The following is a 926-nucleotide window of genomic DNA, read 5'->3' as shown; positions in this document are numbered from 1 at the left end:
CGCGGCCGGCGACCTCGCGCTCGCGGTCGACGGTCAGTTCAGCAAGGCGCGCGGCGTCGTGCTGGACGGGATCGAGTGCCGCGGCGTCGAGCGTCTCGGCCTTCCGTACGACTCCCCAGACCCCGATTCAGGGTCACCCCGGTGGCGGCAGAACATCGCCCTCACCTTCCGCAAGAGAACTATCTGAGAGAAGGAGGCGCGACCCATGGAGAACATGACGCGCGTGATCTTCGCCGGGTTCTACGGGGACTACGCCCCCGGGGACACGGCCAGCATCCCCTACGACGAGGCACGATCCCTGATCCGTCAGGGCAAGGCCCGCGCCGACGACGGTGACGCCGCCCAGAAGGGCCGGCGGCCGAGCGCCAAGACCGATTCCAAGGAGGGCTGACCATGGCCACGAAGAACTACGACAACATCCGCATCTTCGGTGATGAGGACTCCGACGTCTTCGCCGCGCCGAAGGGCACGACCCTCCCGACGTCGCTGACCATCGACGCGGCCTTCGAGGCCCTCGGCTGGCTCTCCGACGACGGCATCGAGGAGGCCGTCTCGGTCGACATCTCGAAGTTCAACGCCTTCCAGGGCGGCAAGCTCGTCCGGACGAAGCCGACCAAGACCGAGAAGAGCGTGAAGGTGACGTGCTGGGAGACGCATCCCATCGTCACCGAGATCTTCTACGGCCACGGCGCCCCGACCGTCAGCGGCACGGGGGCGGACACGGTCGCCCGGATCGACAAGCCCTCGAGCATCGGCACGATCGAGCGCGTGCTCCTCGTGAAGAAGGTCGACGGCCCGGTTATCACGATCGACGTGTACGAGCTCGTGCAGGTCGGCGACCGCGGGTCGGCGGTGTCGAAGAACGACGCGATCCACGGCTACGACATCACGTTCGACGTGATCGGCGACCACTACCAGCTGACGAA

3 protein-coding genes are annotated in these 926 nt (G+C 66.8%); all 3 read left to right on the top strand.

What is annotated here, in order from left to right:
* Positions 1-187 (top strand): hypothetical protein (locus tag ACYVKZ_RS21080; protein ID WP_460994430.1); only part of this gene is annotated, 187 nt, incomplete at its 5' end.
* A gap of 18 nt (positions 188-205) precedes the next feature.
* A complete protein-coding gene (locus ACYVKZ_RS21075; RefSeq protein ID WP_460994429.1) occupies positions 206-391 on the top strand; it encodes a hypothetical protein in 186 nt (61 codons plus the stop codon).
* A 2-nt stretch (positions 392-393) separates the two neighbouring features.
* A partial coding sequence (locus ACYVKZ_RS21070; RefSeq protein ID WP_460994428.1) for a phage tail tube protein occupies positions 394-926 on the top strand: 533 nt, incomplete at its 3' end.

It is taken from the genome of Sinomonas soli (genome assembly GCF_054782415.1).
This window is presented reverse-complemented; position numbering and strand designations above follow the sequence as displayed.

Excerpts from the sequence above, each read along its gene's own strand:
- ACYVKZ_RS21075 (WP_460994429.1), top strand. The coding sequence starts at position 206 with ATGGAGAACATGACGCGCGTGATCTTCGCCGGGTTCTACGGGGACTAC.